This window comes from Streptomyces sp. NPDC059874, from assembly GCF_042731135.1.
Classification (GTDB): domain Bacteria; phylum Actinomycetota; class Actinomycetes; order Streptomycetales; family Streptomycetaceae; genus Streptomyces.
On record NZ_JBHWJY010000010.1, the window covers coordinates 100,459 to 115,872 of the forward strand.

The window sequence follows — 15,414 nt, forward strand, 5'->3', positions numbered from 1 at the left end:
CCGGCTACTCGGCGGCGACGGCGCGCAGGATGTCCAGGCGGGCTGCCCGTCGGGCCGGGCGCCAACCCGCCAGGACGCCGGCCGCAACACCCACCGCCGCGACCACGGCCAGTTGGAGCGGTGGGACGGCGAACGCGAACGCGCTCTCACTCGTCCCGTCCGAGGCCTTCACCAGGACCCACCCGAGGACGGCGCCCAGCGCCAGACCCCCGGCCGTGCCGAAGGCGGCGACCAGGACCGACTCCCAGCGGACCATGGCCCGCAGCTGGGCGCGGCTCTGGCCGACCGCCCGCAGCAGCCCCAACTCGCGGGTGCGCTCGTGCACCGCGAGCGTGAGCGTGTTGGCGATGCCCAGCAGGGCGATCAGCACGGCGAGGGCGAGCAACGCGTAGACGAGGGTGAGCATCATGTCGATGCCGCCCGCCGAGGACTCCGCGTACGCCTCGCGCGTCTGCACCTCCGGGCCGCCGAAGCGCTCGGCCGTCCGCTCGACCGCCGCCACCCCCTCCGCGAGCGGCACCCCCTCCTTGAAGGACACGGCGACCAGCGAGTCGGTGTCCTGCGCCCGGTGCGGGGCCCAAGCCGCGCGCGTGACGACGTAGTCGCCCGCGAGCTCCGCGTTCGCGTAGACCGCGCGGACCGTGAAGGTCTGCTCCTGCCCGTCGGTGAAGGCGAGTCGGACCGGGCTGCCGGGCCGCCACCCGTGCCGGTCCGCTTCCTTCGCGGCCACGGCGATCCCGTCCGTCCCGAGCGCGTCCAGCCGTCCGTCGACGCGACCCAGGTCCAGGCCGACCGCGAGGGCGGCCGGGTCGGTGACGGTCAGCGCGCGCCCGGAGCCGTCGACCTCCGCGACCCCCTTGCCCAGCCCGACCGCGCTCGCCACCTCGGGGAGCGCCGCGACGGCCTGGGCCAGGCCGGGGCTGAGACCGCTTCCGCCCGCGCCGAACGCGGGCGCGCTGATGGCGACGTCACCGGCGAAGGACCGGGACACCGTACGGTCCATGGTCGCCTTGAGGGAGGCCCCGAAGACGGTGAACAGCGAGACGACGGCGACGCCGATCATCAGCGCGGTCGCGGTCGAAGCCGTCCGGCGGGGACTGCGCAGCGCGCCCCGCGCCGCAAGGACTCCCGTCACCCCGCGCAGCCGTTCCAGCGGGCGCGCGAGGAACCGTACGGCGTACGAGGACACGACCGGGCCCAGCACGACGAACGAGGCCGTGGCCAGTACCGCGCCCGCCCCGGACAGCCACAGCGACGGTACCCACAGCGCCCCGACCGCGAGGGCCACGACGGCGGCCGCGCCCGTCCCGGCGCCGATGACCGTCCTGGTGCGTGAGGTCCCCGCGTGGTCCACGGAGCTCTCGCGCAGCGCGGCCAGCGGAGCCGTCCGCCCGGCGCGGATCGCGGGCAGCAGCGCGGAGCCGAGGCAGACGACGACGCCCACGGCGAGCGGGAGCAGCATCGACAGGCCGCTGATCACCAAGTCGCCCTCGGGGAAGGGGAATCCGATCGCGGGGAAGAGGGCCTGGAGCCCGGCGGCGATGCCGACGCCGCCCAGTAGTCCGGCCGCCGAGGCGACGACCGCGACGACGCCGGCCTCGGCCAGGGTGCCTGCGACGACCTGGCGGCGCGAGGCACCGAGGGCGCGCAGCAGGGCGTTCTCGCGGGTGCGTTGGGCGACGACGATCGCGAAGGTGTTGTGGATGCCGAAGGTGGCGACGAGCAGGGCGATGCCGGAGAAGACCAGCAGGAGCGTGGTGAACAGCGTCAGGAACCTTCCGGAGATCATCTCGCTGTTCTCCTCGGCCGATTCCTGGCCGGTGATCGCCTCGACGCCCTGTGGAAGCACCGGTTCCAGCGCCTCCACGAGTTCCCGCTCGCTGGTGCCGGGGCCGGCCCGCACGTGGATGGCCGCCGCCTGGCCGGGGCCGGACGTCAGGTACTTCGCCGCGTCCGCCTCGGTCATGCCCGTGTACGTGACCTGCGCCATGCCGTCCGCGCCGCCGAAGGTGACCAGGCCGACGACGGTCACCCGGACCGGGTCGGGGGTGCGCAGTACGGTCGTGTCGCCGAGTTTCAGCCCGCCCTTGACGGCGGTGGCCCGGTTGACGACCACCTCGCCCGAGCGCTCGGGCGCGCGGCCTTCCGCGAGCCGGTACGGATTGAGTTCCGGGTCCGTGATCCAGTTGCCGGCGAGGGTGGGCGGGCCCTGGCCGCCGATCGGTTCGCCGTTCGCGCCGAGGAGCTGCCCGGCGCCCTCGATGCCGGCGGCCGCGGCGGCCACGCCCGGCGTACGGCGGATCTGTTCCACGAGCGCGGTGGACACGGGCTGTCGGCTGCCCTGGGCCGCGCCCGGGACGGTGACGACGCGGGAGCTGCGGACGACCGCGTCGCTCCCGCTCGCGGCGCTCGCGAACATGCTGTCGAAGCTCGTGCGCAGGGTGTCGCCCATGACGAGCGTTCCGGCGAGGAACGCGACGCCTAGCAGGACGGCCGAGAAGGTCCCGGCGAAGCGCCGTCCGTGCGCGCGCAGCGAGGCGGCGGCGAGCCGCCAGAGGGTTCGGGGGGCGCTCATGACTCCGCCCCCGTCGAAGCTGCGGCTGCCGCCTTGGCCGCCTTGGCCGAAGCCGAAGCCGAAGCCGAAGCCGATGCCGGATCCGCCCGCGGCGTCCGCGTGTCGAAGGCCTTGAGCCGGTCCAGCACGCGGTCGGCGGTCGGGCCCTCCATCCGGTCCACCAGCCGCCCGTCCGCGAGGAAGACGACCGCGTCGGCATGGGCGGCGGCCACCGGATCGTGGGTGACCATGACGACCGTACGTCCCATCTCGCGCACCGCGCGGCCCAGCAGCCCGAGGACCTCCTCGCCCGAGCGGGAGTCGAGGTTGCCGGTCGGCTCGTCCGCGAAGACGACGTCGGGGCTGCCCGCGAGGGCGCGGGCGACCGCGACGCGCTGCTGCTGACCGCCGGACAGCTCGGCGGGCCGGTGGTGCAGCCGGTCGCGCAGACCCACGACGTCGATGAGACCGTCGAGCCAGGCGGCGTCCCCGCGGATGCCGGCGAGGTCCTGAGGGAGCGTGATGTTCTCGGCGACCGTGAGGGTGGGGATCAGGTTGAAGGCCTGGAAGACGAAGCCCACGCGCTCGCGCCGCAGCAGGGTGAGCCTGCGGTCGTCGAGGGCGCCCAGCTCCGTACCGCCGATGTAGGCCGACCCGGAGGTGAGGGTGTCCAGTCCGGCGGCGCAGTGCATCAGGGTGGACTTGCCCGATCCGGACGGCCCCATGATCGCGGTGAACCGGCCGGCCGGGAAGGCCACGCTCACCCGGTCCAGGGCCCGTACCTCGGTATCGCCACGGCCGTAGACCTTCACGGCGTCGACGACCCGGGCGGCGACGACCTCGCCGCCGCCCGGAACCGTGGTCGCGGTGCTCATGCCGCACCGTCCTTGAGGGAGCGGCCGAACTGCTCGTCCAGGACGGACAGTCGACGCCAGTACTCGTCCTCGTCGATCTCGCCGGAGGCGAATCGGCGGCCCAGGATCGAGATCGGCGAGTGCTCGCCGTACGCCGCGCCGCGGCTCTGCCACGGTGCCCGGCGGCCGCGCCACACCGTGCGGCGCAGCACGGTCACGACGGCGATCACGACCGCCGCCCAGACCAGCGGGAAGAACAGGATCCACGGGCCGGGCCCGTCGTGGGCGAGGGTGGTGAGGGTGTTCATGTCGGTTCAGCTCCTCGGGAAGCGTGGACTTCTCGTCTTGCTTCGAGAGTGGCCGCGGGAGGGGGTGCCGGTCGTCGTACGGCCGGCTGTACCGCGGCTACTTCCCCGGGAGTACGGCGAGGCGGGGCGCCGCCGTCAGCCGAGCCAGCCGGGCCGCACCAGCCCGGATTCGTAGGCCAGTACCACCAACTGGGCGCGGTCCCGGGCCCCGAGCTTCACCATCGTGCGGCTGACGTGCGTCTTCGCGGTGAGCGGGCTGACCACCAGACGGCGGGCGATCTCCTCGTTGGACAGGCCCATGCCCACCAGCGCCATCACCTCCCGCTCCCGGTCCGTGAGCCGTTCCAGCTCGGCCGCGGCGGCGGGCTCCTTCGATCGGGCCGCGAACTCGGCGATCAGCCTGCGCGTGACGCCCGGGGAGAGCAGGGCGTCACCCTCGACCACCGCACGGACCGCGCGCAGCAGCTCCGCGGGCTCGGTGTCCTTGACGAGGAAGCCGGAGGCGCCGGAGCGAACTGCCTCGAAGACGTACTCGTCGAGCTCGAACGTGGTGAGCATGACCACCCGGACGGCAGCCAGTTCCCCGTCCCCGGTGATCCTGCGGGTGGCGGCCAGTCCGTCCAGCACCGGCATCCTGATGTCCATCAGCACCACGTCCGGGCGCAGCTCCCGGACCAGCCGGACGGCCTCCTCCCCGTCCGCGGCCTCGCCCGCCACCTCGATGTCCGGCTGGGCGTCGAGCAGAGCCCGGAACCCCGCCCGCACCAGCAGTTGATCGTCGGCGAGCAGTACGCGGATCACGGATCCTCCTGGATCGAGACGGCCTTCAGCGGGAGCCGCGCCACCACCCGGAAACCGCCGTCCGGACGCGGACCGGCCTCGATGGTGCCACCCAGGGCCGATGCCCGCTCGCGCATTCCGACCAGACCGTTGCCACTGCCGCCCGCCGGGTCGCCGGTGGCCGGGCCCTCGTCGTCCACACGCAGCTCCAGGACGCCCGGCTGCCAGCCGAGACGGACACGGGCGGTGCGCGAGCCGGAGTGCCGCACCACATTGGTCAGCGCCTCCTGAAGGATGCGGAACGCCGCCAGGTCCATGCCGGGTGCCGGCGCCCGAGGGGACCCCTCGACCGAGACCTCCACGGTGAGCCCGGCCGCGGCGGCCTGTTCCACCAGCTCGGGGAGCCGGTCGAGACCCGGGGCGGGGGTACGCGGAGCGTCCCCGGGGGCCCGCAGGGTGTCGAGGACCTGACGGACCTCGCCCAGCGCCTCCTTGCTGGCCGCCTTGATGGTGGTGAGCGCCGTACGCGCCTGCTCGGGATCGGTGTCGAGCAGGGCCAGCCCGACCCCTGCCTGGACGTTGATCACCGAGATGCTGTGGGCGAGTACGTCGTGCAGTTCGCGGGCGATCCGCAGCCGTTCCTCGTCCACCCGGCGTCTCTCCGCGGCCACCCGCTCGGCCCGCTCGCGGGCCCACTGCTCGCGGCGTACGCGGACCAGCTCGGAGACGGCGAGGATGGCCAGAACCCAGGCGGTGATGCCCAGCTCCTGCGCCCAGGGCGCCGGACCGTCGCCGGCGGGCGGGAGCCACCGGTAGAGCCAGTGACCGATGAGCAGATGCCCGGCCCACAGCACCCCGACGGCGCCCCAGGCGGCTCTTCGCCGCCCGGCGATCACCGCGGCGAAGCAGGCCACCGCGAGGCTGACGAAGACGGGGCCGTAGGGGAAACCCGCCCCGACGTACACCAGGGTGACGACGGCGACCCCGTACGCCACGGCCACCGGATGCCGGTGCCGCACGACGAGGAGCGCGGGCCCGAGCAGCAGCAGGAGCCGCCCGAACCAGTCCAGCGACACCCGCCCGGTCTGTGCCCGCTCGGCCCATCCGGAGCCGACCTGGGCGAAGACGGCGACGACCAGCGCCGAGCGCCAGGCCGGGCTCCGCCCGGTCCGCTCCACCCATCGCCGCCACGGAGGACCCTGGCGTTCGCGCTGCTGTTCCATACCGGCCACGCTAGAGCGCGCCCACCGTCACCCGCGTCACCCCGACGTAGCGATTCCCGCGTACTCCCCAGGTAGTACGCGGTCACCAGGTCGCGCTCGTCCGCCCCGACGGCACCCACTCCGTCCTGCTGCAGCCGGAGGACGGACTGTCCAACCCCACCTCCGTCGCCGTGCGCCACCACAAGGTCTACGCCGATCCGAACAGAGCCGTAACAGGGTCCGAACCGGTCCCGAGCCGCCCGGGCCGAGGGTGTGGGCATGACCTCAACGACTGTGCGTTCGACGACCGGGCCGGCGGCCAAGGCCGGGATGCGGGAATGGCTCGGCCTGGCCGTTCTCCTGCTGCCGGTGACCCTGATGACCGCCGACCTCGGAGTGCTCTGGCTGGCGACGCCGTTCCTGACGGCCGATCTGCATCCCTCCAGCAGCGAGCTGCTGTGGACCACCGACATGTACGGGTTCATGACGGCCGGGTTCCTGGTGATCATGGGTGGGCTGGGCGACCGCCACGGGCGGCGCAAGCTGCTGCTGGCCGGATCGGCGGGCGTCGTGGCGGCCTCGCTGCTCGCCGCCTACGCGGGCGACCCGCGGACCCTGATCGCGGCGCGGGCGCTGCTCGGGGTGGCCGGGGCCGCGGTCCTGCCGTCGACCCTCGCGCTCATCAGTCACATGTTCACCGACGTCCGCCGGCGTGCCACGGCGATCGCCATGTGGGTGACCGCGCTGTCGGTGGGCATTGCCGTGGGACCGGTGATCGGCGGAGTGCTGCTCGACCACTTCTGGTGGGGCTCGGTCTTCCTTCTCGGCGTACCGGTGATGCTGCCCGTCCTGCTGCTCGCGCCGTGGCTGCTGCCCGAGTACCGGGACCCGGCCGCCGGCCGCGTCGACGCACCGAGCGTGGTGCTGTTCCTCCTGGCGATCCTGCCGGTCGTCTACGGAGTCAAGAAGCTCGCCGAATTCGGGGTGCAGGGGCTGTACGTGGCGGCGATCGGCGTCGGCGCGCTGTTCGGGGCGCTGTTCGTACGGCGTCAGCGCCGACTCGCGGCGCCGCTGCTGGACGTGCGGCTCTTCGCCGACCGGGCGTTCACCGGGGCGCTGCTGACGCTGCTGCTGGGCATGATGGCCCTGAACGGCATCGAGTACCTCGTCCCGCAGTACCTCCTGGCCGTCGCGGACCTCTCCCCGCTCGCGGCCGGGTTGTGGCTGCTGCCCGGAGCGGCGGGCCTGGTGGCGGGCTCCCAGCTGACCCCGGTGCCGGCACGACGGCTGCGGCCCGCGTACGTGATCCTCGGCGGCCTGGTGGTGATGGGCCTCGGGTTCGCCCTGTCGGCCGTCGAGGGCGTCGCGGCGGTATCCGTCGGGCTGGCCCTGGTGATGGCGGGCGTCGCGCCGATCAGCGTGCTCGGCACCGCGCTGGCGGTGGGCGCGGCCCCCGCGGAGAAGGCGGGTTCGGCGGCGGCCACCGGCCAGACCGCCTACGACCTCGGCCTGGCCCTCGGCATCGCGGGCACCGGGAGCGTCGCGGTCGCCGTCTACCGCGACGAGGTCTCCGCCGCCGCGCCGGCCGGCGTACCGGAGCGCGCCCTGGAGGCGGCCCGGGACACGGTCGGCGGCGCGGCGGACGCGGCGTCCGGACTGTCCGGTGCGCTCGGCGAGGAACTGCTCGCGGCGGCCCGGGAGGCCTTCACCGCCGGCTTCCACACGGCGGCGGCGGTCAGCGCGGGCCTGGCCCTGGCCACGGCCGTGGTGGTGGCGGTCCTGCTCCGGCACATCCCGCCGATCGGCGCCGACGCGCCGCAGGACACGCACTGAGAACCCTCACACCCACCCGCGTCACGGCCCGGTCGGCATTTCGCCGACCGGGCTTCGCGCGTTCCGGTCAGGCGGTGGGCCGGCGGAACAGGGCCGTCCAGAGGAAGTCCTCGCCGAACAGCGCGGACTCGGCGGGCTCGTCGCGCATCCGACGCAGCTCGACCTCCGTGAAGTCCGAGAAGATCCGGCGGAGCGACTCCGGCGTGTAGGCGAGGCCGCCCTGGAGACCGGACGCACGGTAGAACTCCGCGTCCGGCAGCTCGGAGCCCATCCCGCCGGCAGCGAAGCAGGTCAGGGCGAAATGACCGCCGGGTGCCAAGGCCCGTTCGAGCAGGGCGAGGTAGCTGACGCGGCGGTGCGGGGGCAGGTGGTGGAAGCAGCCGGAGTCGTAGATCAGGTCGTACGGGCCGCTCAACTCGGCCGAGGTGAGGGCGAAGGCGTCCCCGCGGTGGAAGCGCACGTCGGCCCCCGCCTCGCGGGCGCGGTCCTCGGCCCACGAGATCGCTGCCGGCGACAGGTCCACGGCATCGACCTCGAAGCCCAGGGAGGCGAGGCGCAGCGCGTTGCGGCCCGGGCCGCAGCCGAGGTCGAGGGCGCGGCCGGGGGAGATCAGGCCCCGGTCGAGGTACGAGACCAGGCTCTCGTCGGGCTTCGCGACGAAGAAAGGCACCGGCCTCGAACGGTCGGCGTAGAAGCCGTCCCACCAGGGGGCGGCGTCGGTGGTCCACCGGTCGGCCTCCGGCGCGAACAGGCCGTCGAGGAGGCTCAGTACGTCTTCCATCGTGCGGATGTCGCGGTCCACCTTCGGGCCCGTGTTCACGCCTACGTTCACGCCTACGTTCTGGTCCATCAAGTCCCCTTTCCCGAGGGGGGAATCGTATGTCGAAACCAGCCAAAAGCCCAGGTCAGGGCGGGTTCTAGGGATCTCTGGGTGGCCGCCTGAGGGCCTGGGAGGCAGTCGGGGACGCCTCCCCTCGCGGGTGGGTGTGCCAGGCCGCCCAGGGGTCCGCCCGAGGCCCTCCCTGGGGCCTCTGCGGCCGTCGCGGGGCGGGTATTACGAGAAAGACCCGGCAGCCCACCCCTTCCGGGGCGGGCTGCCGGGTCCGTGGCCGTGCCGGCCGCTTCGACGGCCGTTCAGATCAGCGCGGGTGCCTCCCGCAGGGAGCCGACGGCGGCCTCCGCCCCGGCGAACACCTCCCGTGCGCGGTCGGCCCGCAGCTCCCGCGGGACGCCCGAGAACTCCGTCCCGTACAGGAACCGGAACTCGACGCGGCCGACTCCGCAGAACTCCGAGACACCGGTCTTCAGCTGGAGTTCCAGAGCCTCGGTGAGTGCCGACGCCCCTGCTCCGCCGGCCAGGGCCAGCCACAACATCCGCTTCCCGGCCAGGCGCGGCTTGCTCCGCCCGTAGGCGAAGCCGTAGTTCCACACCCGGTCGATCCAGCCCTTCAGCACGGCTGGCGGGGCGAACCACCACACCGGGAAGACCACGATCACCTCGTCGGCCGCCTCGATCCGCCCCATGTGGGCACGGACCTCGGGGGAGTACTCCTTCTCGCGGTTCGTCCAATCCGGCTCGTCGGCCGGGGTCAGCAGCGGGTCGAAGCCCTCCGCGTACAGGTCGAGCAGGTCCACGGTGCCACCCGCGGCCTCCAGCAGCCGGCGGGCACGGTCGGCGACCTGCGCCGTGAGGGAGTCGGACCGGGGGTGGGCCAGGACGAGCAGGGTGCGGGACACGGAGGCCTCCATGGCGAGAGGAGCGGGCGGGCGGGGCGGTCGCAGCCGGAACGGAGGGAGGGTCAGACGCCGAGGCCGGAGCCGCCGCTGACGTCGATGTTCTGGCCCGTGATCCAGCGGGCGTCGTCCGAGGCGAGGAAGGAGACCACGTCGGCGACGTCGGCGGGCTGCCCGACCCGGTCGAACACCGAGAAGGAGGCGGCGTGGGCCTTGGCCGCCGGATCGGCCATCCACGGGTGGATGTCGGTCTCGACGGTGCCCGGGGAGACCGCGTTGACCGTGATGCCGCGGGAGCCCAGGGTCTGGGCGAGGGTCAGCGTCAGCACTTCGACGGCGCCCTTGCTCGCGGCGTACGAGGTCATGCCGGGGAAGGCGACCTTGGTGACACCGGAGGAGACGTTGATGATCCGGCCCCCGTCGCGCAGCCGCTCCAAGCCCTTCTGGATGATGAAGAAGGGGGCCTTGGCGTTGACCGCGAAGACCTTGTCGTAGTCGGCCTCGGAGACCTCGTGGATCAGCCCGGGGCCGGCGATGCCGGCGTTGTTGACCAGGATGTCCACTCCGTCGGCGTGCTCGTCGAAGGCCGCCCACAGAGCCTGCGCGTCACCGGGCAGGCCCAGTTCGGCGCGGATCGCGAACGCCCGGCCGCCCGCCGCCTCGATCGTGTCGACGGTCTCCTTCGCCGCAGCCTCGTTCCCCGCGTAGTGCACGGCGACCCGCGCGCCCTCCGCGGCGAGCGCCAGTGCGATGGCCCGGCCGATGCCGCGGCTCGAACCGGTGACCAGTGCCGTCTTGCCGTTGAGCTTTCCCATGACGGGCTCCTCGTTCGTGTTGTCGGGGGTTCGTGCTTCGATGCGGTGAAGCCTGCGGCGCGGCGCATCGGATCCGGCTCGGACCCGGTTCGGGTTCTGTTACGCCCCAGCTCAGGGCGCGGGGCGCGGGTTACGGTGACGCCATGCGATTCGGAGTGCTGGGGCAGCTGAGCGTGTGGACGACCGAGGGGATGTCCGTACGGGTTCCCGAGCTGAAGGTGCGCACCCTGCTGGCCTCACTGCTCGTGGAGGCGGGGCGACCCGTCTCCGCACACCGGCTGATCGACGACCTGTGGGGCGAGGAACAGCCCGGCAACCCGCTGAGGGCCCTTCAGGCGAAGGTCTCCCAGCTGCGCCGCGTCCTGGACGAGGCCGAGCCCGGCGCCCGCGACCTGGTCGCCACCCGCGCCCCCGGCTACGTACTCGCCGCCCCCCGGGAGGCCGTGGACTCCGCCGCGTTCGCCGCCCTGGCGGCCAGGGCCCGCGCGAGTTCCGACCCGGGCGTACGGGCCGCCCTGTTCGCCGAGGCCCTTGCCGTCTGGCGGGGCCCGGCCTTCGCCGACTTCGCCGAGGAGCCCTTCACCCGGGCCGCGGCCAACCGGCTGGAGGAAGAACGGCTCGTCGTACGGGAGGAACACGCCGAGGCCCGGCTCGAACGCGGCGAACACGCCCTCCTCGTCGGCGAACTCGCCGAACTCGTGGAGCGGCATCCGCTGCGCGAGCGACTGCGCGCCGTACAACTGAGCGCCCTGTACCGGGCGGGCCGGCAGAGCGAGGCACTGGCGGGCTACGAGGAGCTGCGCACGCGCCTCGCGGACGACCTGGGCCTGGACCCCAGCCCCGCGCTCGTCGCCCTGCAGCGGGCCATCCTCACCCAGGACCCCCGCCTGGAGGCGCCGCCCACCGCCGAACCCGAACCCGCACCCCCGACGGACCCCGCCAAGGCCACGGCCCGGACCAACCTGCCGGCCGCCCTCTCCGCCCTGGTCGGCCGCGACGAGGCGGTGGCCGCCGTACGCGAACTGGCCGCCACCCGCCGCCTGGTCACCCTCACCGGCCCCGGCGGAGTGGGCAAGACCCGGCTGGCCGTGGAGAGCGCCACCGGCCTCACCGGGATGTTTCCCGACGGGGTGTGGCTGGTCGAACTCGCCGGATCCAAGGGCGAGGTGGCCGAGGCGGCGGCCGCCGCCCTCGGCATCCGCGACGACGCCGTCTGGGGCACGCCCTCCGCCGCGCAGCGCCCCGGCTCCGCCGAACGCCTGGCCGGGGCGGTGCGCGAGCGCGAACTGCTCCTCGTACTGGACAACTGCGAGCACGTCGTCGACGAGGTGGCGGCCCTCGCGGAGATCCTGCTGCGCACCGCCCCCGGACTGCGCATCCTGACGACCAGCCAGGAACCGCTGGCCCTGGCCGGCGAGACGCTGTGGAACGTCCCGGCCCTGGAACTCGGCGCCGCCGTCGAGCTGTTCACGTCACGCGCCGCGGCCACCGCCCCGGGATTCGCCCTGACGGACGGCAACCGGGAGACCGTCGAGGCCGTCTGCCGCCGACTCGACGGCATCCCCCTCGCACTCGAACTCGCCGCGACCCGCGTCCGCGCCCTCGGCGTCGAGCGGCTCCTGGAGCGCCTCGACGACCGCTTCCGTCTCCTCGCCTCCGGACAGCGCGGGGCACCCGCCCGTCAGCAGACCCTGCGCGCCGTGATCGACTGGAGCTGGCACCTGCTCACCGCCCCCGAGCAGGCCGTACTGCGCCGGCTGGCCGTGCACGCCGAGGGCTGCACCCTCGAAGCCGCCGAAGAGGTCTGCGCGGGCGACGGAGTGGACCCCGCCGACGTGCTCGACCTGCTGGTCCGCCTCGTCGACCGTTCCCTGGTCGCGCCGGCCCCCGGCCCGGCCGGCCCGCGCTACCGGCTGCTGGAGTCCGTGGCCGCGTACTGCGCCGAACGCCTCGACGAGGCCGGCGAATCGCGGGCCGTCAGGGCCCGGCACCTGGCCCACCACCTCGACCTCGCCGAACGGGGCGCACCCCGGCTGCGCACGGCCGCCCAACGCACCTGGCTGGAACGGCTCGACGCCGAGGGCGCCAACCAGCGTGCCGCCCTGGACCACGCCCTCGACCATGCCCTCGCCACCGGCGACGGCACGGCCGCACTGCGCCTGGTCTGCGCACTGGCCTGGTACTGGGTCCTGCGGGGCCGCCTCGGCGAGGGCGAACGCTCGCTCCGGGCGGCACTCGCCGCCCCCGGTGGGGCACCGGCCGAGCTGTGCGCCCGCGCCGCCGTCTGGCACACCGGCTTCGCGGTCTTGGCGGGCGAGGGAGCCGGCCGAACGACCCGTATCCGTACGGCACTCGACGCCTACGAGGAATGCGGCGACCGGGGCGGCCTGGCATGGGCGCGCTGGTTCCTGGCCCACGCCCTGAGCGTGACCGGAGATCCGGTGAACGGCCAGGGCCTCACCGAGCGGGCGCTCGAAGGCTTCCTCGCCCTGGACGACCGCTGGGGCACGGCCGCGGCCCTCGCCGACCGCTCCGTCCAGCTCCTCCTCGGGGGAGCCCTCGCCGGGGCCGCCCGCGACGGAGCCCGCAGCGCCGAGCTGTTCCGCGAAACGGGCGACGGCGCGGCCCGGCTCTGGACCGTCTACCCGCTGGCCTCCCTCGCCGAGATCCACGGCGACTACACCGAGGCCGCCCGCCTCCAACGCGAGGGGCTGGAGACCGCGGAGAGCCTGGGCCTGACCACCCAGGCCGCGGACCTCCTCTCCGGGCTCGGCCGCAGTGCCCTGCTGACCGGCGACCTCGACGTCGCCCGCGACCTGCACGAACGCTCCCGGCGCAAGGCCGCCGAACAGGGCTTCACGGCGGGCGAGATCAACGCCGAACTGGGCCTCGGACTCGGCGCCCGCCGGGCGGGAGACCTGCCGGCGGCCGAGCGGCACATGCGCCGGGTCCTGGACTGGCACCGCAGCGTGGGCCTCGACGGGGCCAACGCGCTGATCCTGGCCGAGCTGGGCCACATCGCGCAGCTCGGCGGCGACACCGAAGGCGCCCTGGCCCTCCAGGAGCAGGGCCTGGCCATTGCCCGCACCACCGGGGACCCGCGCGCGCTCGCCCTCGCCCTGGAGGGGCTCGCCGGGGCCCTCGCCCCGGCCGGCCGCCCTGCCGCCGCCGCGGCCCTCCTCGGAGCGGCGGACGCCGCCCGCCGTTCGACCGGCGCCCCGCTGCCCCCGGCGGAGCGCGCCGATGTGGACCGTACGACCGCGGCCGCGCGAGAGGACCTGGGCGGCGAGCGGTTCGCCGTGGAGTTCACCCGCGGCTCCGCGATGCCGGCGGACACGGCCTACGAACGGCTCACGGACGGGCTCTAGGGTGGGGGCCGTGACGACGAACACGGGTGCGGGCGAGCGGGTGCTGTACGGGTGCATGGGGCTGGGCGGGAGCTGGGAGCCCGAACCGTACGGCCCCGGCGACATCGATGCGGCCGAGGCGGCGATCGCCGCCGCCCTCGACAGCGGGATCACCGCCTTCGACCACGCGGACATCTACCGCGGCGGCAAGTCCGAGGCCGTCTTCGGCGAGGTGCTGGCCCGGACGCCGGGGCTGCGCGAACGCATCACCCTCCAGACCAAGTGCGGGATCCGGCGGGCCGACGGCGACCGCCCGGGGATGTACGACCTGCGCGGGGACACCATCACCCGGCGGGTGGAGGAGAGCCTGACCCGGCTGCGGACCGACTTCCTCGACGTGCTCCTGCTGCACCGCCCCGACCCGTTGGCCGACCCGGACGAGATCGCGTCCGCGCTCACCTCCCTGCACCGGCAGGGCCTCGTACGGAACTTCGGCGTCTCCAACATGGGCGCCCCGCAGATCGCGCACCTCCAAGCCCGGCTCGACGTACCGCTGGTGGCGAACCAGCTGGAGATGAGCCTGCACAGCCGCGACTGGGTCGAGGCGGGGGTGCTGCTCAACACCGCCCACTCCACGGGCAACGGCTTCCCCTTCGGGACCCTGGAGCACTGTCGGGACCACGGCATCCGCCTCCAGGCCTGGGGCGCGTTGGCGCAGGGCCGGTTCACCGGCCTCCAGCAGACGCCCGCCGAACAGGCGACCGCCGTGCTCCTCGCCGATCTCGCCCGGCGCAAGGGCACCACCCCCGAGTCGGTGCTGCTGTGGTGGCTGACCCGGCATCCGGCCGCCATCGCGCCGGTCATCGGCACCGTGCGCCCGGAGCGGATCCGCGCCTGCCGCGACGCGGCGACCCGCGAGCCGGACCTCACGCACGAGGAGTGGTACGAGCTCTGGACCACGGCCCGCGGCATCCGCCTGCCCTGATCCGGACAACGGTCCTGCCTCCTTCCCCGCGCGCCGGCGATCCGGCGCGGGAGCAGCCGCTCGGGGGCTTTGAGCGGGAGGTCCCGCCTCGGCCTGGCCTTTGAATCCAAGGGGAATTGATGGTTCCACCCTGTCGAACATCTGTTACTGTGCCCGCGCTTGGTGTTCATCCATCAATCCGTCTCCCCTCGCGCGCCGCCGTGCCCGAGGGTGCTGCGAGGTGTTCTCGTACGTGTACAGCACTCCGTTCTCCCCCGTCGAGGCCAGATCCGCGCGAGCGCGCATGGGTCTGACCGCCGAACAGGTGGCCCACTCCATGGCGGCCTGCGGCGTCCCCGTCCACCCCCAGACCGTCCTCGCGTGGGAGCACGGCTCCCACGCGCCCTCGGACCGACAGCTCTTCTCCCTGGCCGCCGTCCTGTGGTGCGACGCCACCACGCTCATGGGCATCGAACCCCGGACCCTGGCCGAGCATCGTCTGGCCCGCCAACTCACCGTGGAGCGGCTGGCGTACCGCATAGGCATGGACCCGACCGAGTACCGCGACGCCGAGGACGCGCGGCAGTGGTCCGGGGACGCCCGGCAGACCAGGGCGCTGGTGGAGGCCCTGGGGCTGTCCTTGCGGGGGCTGGTCGGGATCATGGGCCGGGTGGAGGAACTGGAGGAGTACCTGCGCTCGGCCGTCGGCGGGCGCTGGAAGACGTACGTCGAGCCGGTGGCGGAGATCGTCGTCGTCGACGAGACCAGCGTGGGCGACGCGCTGCGGACGATGCACGCCGAGTTCGCCGGGTTCACCGAGCGGTACATGGGCCACCTGGTCGCCCGCAACGACGACGCCCGACTCAAGGAGATCGCGGCCGAGCGCGCCGCCTTCCTGCGCCGACTCGTCGACCACTTCTGGGAGTTGATCGGCGAGGCCGGCGAGGCGTCGCCGTTCCCCACGGGGGGCTGAGCACCGCGCACCGCGGGCCGGGACGACGTCCCGGCCCGCGGTGCGTCGGC

At 74.0% G+C, this 15,414-nt stretch carries 12 protein-coding genes; 4 read left to right on the top strand and 8 right to left on the bottom strand.

What is annotated here, in order from left to right; translation table 11 throughout:
• Positions 1-4: 4 nt before the first annotated feature.
• From ACFV9H_RS08630 to ACFV9H_RS08650, 5 genes are all read right to left on the bottom strand, one after another.
• Positions 5-2,575 carry an ABC transporter permease gene (locus ACFV9H_RS08630; protein WP_385395200.1) on the bottom strand — a complete coding sequence of 857 codons (2,571 nt, stop codon included), beginning with the start codon at positions 2,573-2,575 and terminating at the stop codon, positions 5-7.
• A complete protein-coding gene (locus ACFV9H_RS08635) occupies positions 2,572-3,429 on the bottom strand; it encodes an ABC transporter ATP-binding protein (protein WP_385395203.1) in 858 nt (285 codons plus the stop codon). Before ACFV9H_RS08635 ends, ACFV9H_RS08630 begins: the two co-directional genes overlap by 4 nt.
• Positions 3,426-3,716 (bottom strand): SHOCT domain-containing protein, encoded by a 291-nt coding sequence (locus ACFV9H_RS08640; RefSeq protein WP_385395206.1) that lies wholly within the window; start codon positions 3,714-3,716, stop codon positions 3,426-3,428. The genes ACFV9H_RS08635 and ACFV9H_RS08640 overlap by 4 nt, the downstream gene beginning before the upstream one ends.
• Before the next feature lie 135 nt (positions 3,717-3,851).
• Positions 3,852-4,517 carry a response regulator gene (locus ACFV9H_RS08645; RefSeq protein WP_385395208.1) on the bottom strand — a complete coding sequence of 222 codons (666 nt, stop codon included), beginning with the start codon at positions 4,515-4,517 and terminating at the stop codon, positions 3,852-3,854.
• The gene (locus ACFV9H_RS08650; protein ID WP_385395210.1) at positions 4,514-5,719 is read right to left on the bottom strand and encodes a sensor histidine kinase; all 1,206 of its coding nucleotides are present in this window, start codon (positions 5,717-5,719) and stop codon (positions 4,514-4,516) included. Before ACFV9H_RS08650 ends, ACFV9H_RS08645 begins: the two co-directional genes overlap by 4 nt.
• Positions 5,720-5,977: 258 nt before the next feature.
• Here ACFV9H_RS08650 and ACFV9H_RS08655 point away from each other — a divergent pair, with 258 nt between their 5' ends.
• Entirely contained in the window at positions 5,978-7,531 is a 1,554-nt protein-coding gene (locus tag ACFV9H_RS08655; RefSeq protein WP_385395212.1) for an MFS transporter, read from the top strand.
• Between the two features lie 67 nt (positions 7,532-7,598).
• Here the strand turns inward: ACFV9H_RS08655 and ACFV9H_RS08660 are convergent, their stop codons facing one another.
• The 3 genes from ACFV9H_RS08660 to ACFV9H_RS08670 all read right to left on the bottom strand — a co-directional run bounded on the left by ACFV9H_RS08660 (position 7,599) and on the right by ACFV9H_RS08670 (position 10,080).
• Entirely contained in the window at positions 7,599-8,333 is a 735-nt protein-coding gene (locus tag ACFV9H_RS08660) for a class I SAM-dependent methyltransferase (protein ID WP_385395293.1), read from the bottom strand.
• A 332-nt stretch (positions 8,334-8,665) separates the two neighbouring features.
• On the bottom strand, positions 8,666-9,268 hold the full coding sequence (locus ACFV9H_RS08665; protein ID WP_385395214.1) for an NAD(P)H oxidoreductase: 603 nt from the start codon (positions 9,266-9,268) through the stop codon (positions 8,666-8,668).
• Between the two features lie 62 nt (positions 9,269-9,330).
• Complete coding sequence (locus ACFV9H_RS08670; protein ID WP_385395216.1) at positions 9,331-10,080, bottom strand: SDR family oxidoreductase; 750 nt, start codon at positions 10,078-10,080, stop codon at positions 9,331-9,333.
• A gap of 143 nt (positions 10,081-10,223) precedes the next feature.
• On the opposite strand from ACFV9H_RS08670, the gene ACFV9H_RS08675 reads away from it, so the two are divergent.
• From ACFV9H_RS08675 to ACFV9H_RS08685, 3 genes are all read left to right on the top strand, one after another.
• Positions 10,224-13,448, top strand: coding sequence for a BTAD domain-containing putative transcriptional regulator (locus ACFV9H_RS08675; RefSeq protein WP_385395219.1), 3,225 nt, complete (start codon positions 10,224-10,226; stop codon positions 13,446-13,448).
• 10 nt (positions 13,449-13,458) lie between these two features.
• Positions 13,459-14,412: an aldo/keto reductase family oxidoreductase gene (locus ACFV9H_RS08680; RefSeq protein ID WP_385395221.1), complete on the top strand. Its 954-nt coding sequence runs from the start codon at positions 13,459-13,461 to the stop codon at positions 14,410-14,412.
• A gap of 232 nt (positions 14,413-14,644) precedes the next feature.
• Complete coding sequence (locus ACFV9H_RS08685; RefSeq protein ID WP_385395224.1) at positions 14,645-15,364, top strand: helix-turn-helix domain-containing protein; 720 nt, start codon at positions 14,645-14,647, stop codon at positions 15,362-15,364.
• Positions 15,365-15,414 lie beyond the last annotated feature (50 nt).

Bases quoted from the DNA above. Each gene is read 5' to 3' on its own strand.
- ACFV9H_RS08630 (WP_385395200.1), bottom strand. From the start codon at position 2,575: ATGAGCGCCCCCCGAACCCTCTGGCGGCTCGCCGCCGCCTCGCTGCGC.
- ACFV9H_RS08635 (WP_385395203.1), bottom strand. From the start codon at position 3,429: ATGAGCACCGCGACCACGGTTCCGGGCGGCGGCGAGGTCGTCGCCGCC.
- ACFV9H_RS08640 (WP_385395206.1), bottom strand. From the start codon at position 3,716: ATGAACACCCTCACCACCCTCGCCCACGACGGGCCCGGCCCGTGGATC.
- ACFV9H_RS08650 (WP_385395210.1), bottom strand. From the start codon at position 5,719: ATGGAACAGCAGCGCGAACGCCAGGGTCCTCCGTGGCGGCGATGGGTG.
- ACFV9H_RS08655 (WP_385395212.1), top strand. From the start codon at position 5,978: ATGACCTCAACGACTGTGCGTTCGACGACCGGGCCGGCGGCCAAGGCC.
- ACFV9H_RS08670 (WP_385395216.1), bottom strand. From the start codon at position 10,080: ATGGGAAAGCTCAACGGCAAGACGGCACTGGTCACCGGTTCGAGCCGC.
- ACFV9H_RS08675 (WP_385395219.1), top strand. From the start codon at position 10,224: ATGCGATTCGGAGTGCTGGGGCAGCTGAGCGTGTGGACGACCGAGGGG.